The sequence below is a fragment of the Streptosporangium sp. NPDC004631 genome (genome assembly GCF_053601935.1).
Genome location: NZ_JBSGCR010000070.1, coordinates 1 through 3,867, shown reverse-complemented (window position 1 = coordinate 3,867; position 3,867 = coordinate 1). Strand labels below are relative to the sequence as shown.

The following is a 3,867-nucleotide window of genomic DNA, read 5'->3' as shown; positions in this document are numbered from 1 at the left end:
GGCTACCTCAGCCCGATCGATTACGAGCAGCGAACCACAGATAGGGTGCTGCTCGCCGCATGACGACCGGTGTCCACACTTCGGGGCGAGCCCCCGCCCTCACCCGCGGAGCCGACATCCTCGCCAAGCTCCCGCTTCCCACCAACCCGGATCACCACTTCGTGTTCGACCACGCCAAGTGGGTCTTCTACGCCGCCACCGCATACACCTGGCTTGAGGACAACGACCGCGCCGAAGAACACGCCCTGGAAACCATCCAGATGCACACCCGCCCAGACGGCTCGTCCAACGCCCCCATGCGCGTCGCCGACGCCCACATCGACCTCGGCATCATCCACGCCCGCCGCGGCGACCTCGACACCGCCGTCGAACAAGGCATGGCCGCTTTCGACATTGACCGCCGCTCCCTTACAGACCTCGTCCACCGAGCCGGAGACCTCGACCGCGTTCTACGCCAGCGCTACCGCCGCGAAGTCCTCACCCAGGAATTCCACGACCGTTATGTCACTGCCCGCAGGGCTCTTACCACCCGACGACTTGAGATCTTAGATTAAAAGTCGTTACCTCTCTCATGAATCGCCACCCGCTCCATGCAGAATCACCCTCATCTCTGTTGAACGGCTTCATTACCGGAACCAGTCTGATCCTCAACGTGCCGCAACCCTAGCCATTCAAGATCAGCAGCAGAGATAAGAAGTGCTGTGAACCGCACTCGTGATGCCACCGACCGGCGACGACATCAACGCAAGCCGCAGAGTTAAATTCACGTCCGCTTGCCAGGGGGTGGATTACCTAGAGCAACATGCGATTGCTCGAGTGCACTAACGATCAAATCACATATTTGAGGCCTAATTAGCGTCATCGGCAATTCCGTACGCCCCTCGCCCGGCCAGTCGGAAGAGACGGACGTAAAGAAGGGGTCTCCGTGAGCCTCAACTTCCTCCGCGAGTTCCCTAATAACTGACACTGCTGCACGGATGTGCGTTTCTAGGGCCACCAGCATACGGTTGAGAACCCGATCGGAAGCAACCATAGTAGAGATCAGTATAGGCCGAAAGTCGAACTTCCCGCCTATATTCTCAAGCTCCCACCTCACCTGCGTACCCCACTTGTCGTTCTCAGACAAGAGCGTTGGCGCATCGAATGAGGCGATGACGTAATTTCTCACCTGCCCCGAGGGCTCCTCAATCTTTCCAATGCTGAAATGCTGCACTCCGCCACCTGCGTGCTGATTATAGTTCCTCAGCTTATATGAAAAGCGGTAAGCGAAGCTGCCGTCGTACGCCTCACGGGTTGCGTTTTTAAAAGCCTCAAGTTCCGGCGAGGCATTACCGAACCGGTGTGACAGCTTATGGGACGTGTGGTCGTCGAAGGCCCGCAGATCCCGCAGCCACGAGTCCACGGCAGAGTGGAAGTTCGAGGCTAACTGCGCCGGATTGTATGGGTCAGTTTCTGAATAGTTCTGAGCCACATCCAGAACGTGAAGTATTCTTTCAGCGGAAGCGCGGAACTCGTTAATAGGATTGACGACCGTTAGGTGGTTCAAGAATGCTTGTGCATCGTTGATACGCTCGAACTCATCGACAGTCACGTCTCTTAGAACGGAGATCTGAGTATCGGCACCCGGCTTCTTGCGGATGGCTCCAAGTTGGTAGCCTTCTTGGCTCCCGCCGCTACTCATCCCGCCACCTTTCTCAGCATGGATCCATCACCATGTGCACCGAAGTGTACGGCGGAAGTGTCATCAGTGTCGTGACTCGCTTGATGCTTGACGCAATGGCATCGGATGATGCTTGACACTCCTAGCTGGTCTTTCGCTGTTTAGTATGCGCTCTGGACTTGATCCGGGTGACCTCCTGGATAGTGGTTCGCGAAACGACGCGGATCGGCTCGCCGTCGGCATGGATGGTGAGGTGGGTGTCATCGACGGTCACGTCCAAGATCTTGCGGGCGTGCACCCGGCCGACCTGGACCTTCTGGCCGACGACCATGATGGTGCCGCGAATGGAGACCGTGCGCTGAACGGTGACCGGCCCGGTGGGCGTGGTCGGTGGCGGACCGGCCCTGCGAGCGCCGCGCAGGCGCCCGCATGCGGTGATCGGCAGCGGGCAGCGCACGGTGCGCAGCAGCAGGCGTTCGCCGTCCATGACCTGGGCGGTGATGCCGTCCAGACGCAAGGTGACGCGCTGACCGGCCAGGTGAGCGCCGATGCACAACGCGTGGCTGGCCAGGCTGACGATGCCGATCGAGCTGACCAGCCGGTCGACCTCGACGGCCGCACGGTGCTGCTGGGTGTCGGGAACCGGTGCGGAAGCGGCCGGGCGCGCATCCCCGGAGGCGACCAGGGCGGCCAGGTCCTTGACCGTCAGCCGGGAGGCCACCGTCTTGAGCCGGCCGCCGGTGGCGGTGAACACGTGCAGATGCGCGGTACTGATCCACAACGTGATCGACAGTCCGGCGCGGTCAGGGCCGAGCCAGACCTGCTGGCCGCCGACCGACAGGTTGCCCGAGTCCGGCACCACCCGCTCAACCTCGATGGCCGAAACCTGCATCGGCTCGGTCACCGGCACCCCCTCGTCGGTGACGACCTCAGGCGACGGCGCGGCCGGGGTCATCGACGAGGCCGACGGCCCCACCACGCTCAAACCGGCCGGTAGCCGCAGTGGCAACTCCTCCTGCATCCGCCTCTGCTGAAGGGCGACATGGTCGGCGAAGAAACGGTCGGCGGGAAAGGCCATCTCCAACGCCTGGTGCGGACGGGCGGTGTTGTAGTGCCCGGCGAAGGCGTCCACCGCCTCCTGCGCCGCGCCTATCGAGGCGAACGGCAACGCGTCGTCGAGCAGTTCCCGGCGCACCGTCTGATGGAAACGTTCGATCTTCCCGGTGGTGGTCGGGGTCCGCGGCCGGGTATGCAGCAGCCGGATGCCGTTTTCCCGGCAGACGCGCTCGAACAGCACCTCACCGGCCTTCGGGCCGCCGAACCGGCCGGTGAACTGCTTGCCGTTGTCGGTCAGCACCTCCAGCGGCACCCCGAAAGCGCGCATCGCCGCGGCGAACGCCGCACACACCTGCCGCCCCGTGGGCCGGGCCACCACCGAGGCGATCACACAGAACCGCGAGTGGTCATCCACCCCGGTGATCAGCTTGCACTCACCGCCATCGGCCAAGAACACCCCGCCCATGATGTCCATCTGCCACAACTGCATCGGCCCAGGCCGCTCCCAGCGCACGTAGTCACCGCGTTTACGCTTGCGCGCCATCGGATCGATCAAAGCGTTGCGCACCAGCGCCCGGTAGATACTCGCCCGCGAGGGCACCGGCTCCACCCCGCGCCGGGCCAGTTCCCAGCCCAAAGTGCGTGGCCCCCACCGCGGATGCGCCCGCCGCAACTCACAGATCATCGCCTCGATCGCGGCCGGTGTCTGCATCGGATGTGCGCGCACCCGGTGCGACCGATCGGCCAAAGCTGCCAGCCCGCCGTCTCGATAGCGGCGCACCCAGGTATGCACCGATTGACGTGAGATCCCATACCGTTCGGCGACATCGGTGACCTTCGCCCCCGACAACACCTCGATCACCGCGTGATAGCGCTGTTCCACGACACTCAACTCCACCAATGCCATCCCGGCCTCCCCCGAAGCGCAGACAACGCCACGAGCAGGCACAGAAGACGATCAAGGTGTCAAGCATCAAGCGAGGCCAGAGTGTCAACCATCAAGCGAGACAGGACACGGAAGTGTCATCAGTAGCTGCCGAATTAATCTTGTAAGTATCAAGGCGGCGGCGCTGGAGTAGGCGTCGTCCATCTCGATCCAGCGGAACTCCTGCGAGGCCCACAGGACGATCTCCTCGCCCAGCCGCGACAGG

Annotated in this window: 3 protein-coding genes; 1 reads left to right on the top strand and 2 read right to left on the bottom strand. The window is 62.7% G+C overall.

The window, feature by feature from the left end:
* The first annotated feature begins 59 nt into the window (after positions 1-59).
* Positions 60-554: a hypothetical protein gene (locus ACWEF2_RS31535; protein WP_453819898.1), complete on the top strand. Its 495-nt coding sequence runs from the start codon at positions 60-62 to the stop codon at positions 552-554.
* 209 nt (positions 555-763) lie between these two features.
* Here ACWEF2_RS31535 and ACWEF2_RS31530 read toward each other — a convergent pair whose 3' ends face one another.
* Both ACWEF2_RS31530 and ACWEF2_RS31525 read right to left on the bottom strand, forming a co-directional pair.
* The gene (locus ACWEF2_RS31530) at positions 764-1,681 is read right to left on the bottom strand and encodes a hypothetical protein (protein ID WP_453819897.1); all 918 of its coding nucleotides are present in this window, start codon (positions 1,679-1,681) and stop codon (positions 764-766) included.
* A gap of 121 nt (positions 1,682-1,802) precedes the next feature.
* Positions 1,803-3,608, bottom strand: a complete 1,806-nt coding sequence (locus ACWEF2_RS31525; protein ID WP_453819899.1) for an IS481 family transposase — start codon at positions 3,606-3,608, stop codon at positions 1,803-1,805.
* Between the last annotated feature and the right edge of the window lie 259 nt (positions 3,609-3,867).

Bases quoted from the DNA above. Each gene is read 5' to 3' on its own strand.
- ACWEF2_RS31530 (WP_453819897.1), bottom strand. From the start codon at position 1,681: ATGAGTAGCGGCGGGAGCCAAGAAGGCTACCAACTTGGAGCCATCCGC.
- ACWEF2_RS31535 (WP_453819898.1), top strand. From the start codon at position 60: ATGACGACCGGTGTCCACACTTCGGGGCGAGCCCCCGCCCTCACCCGC.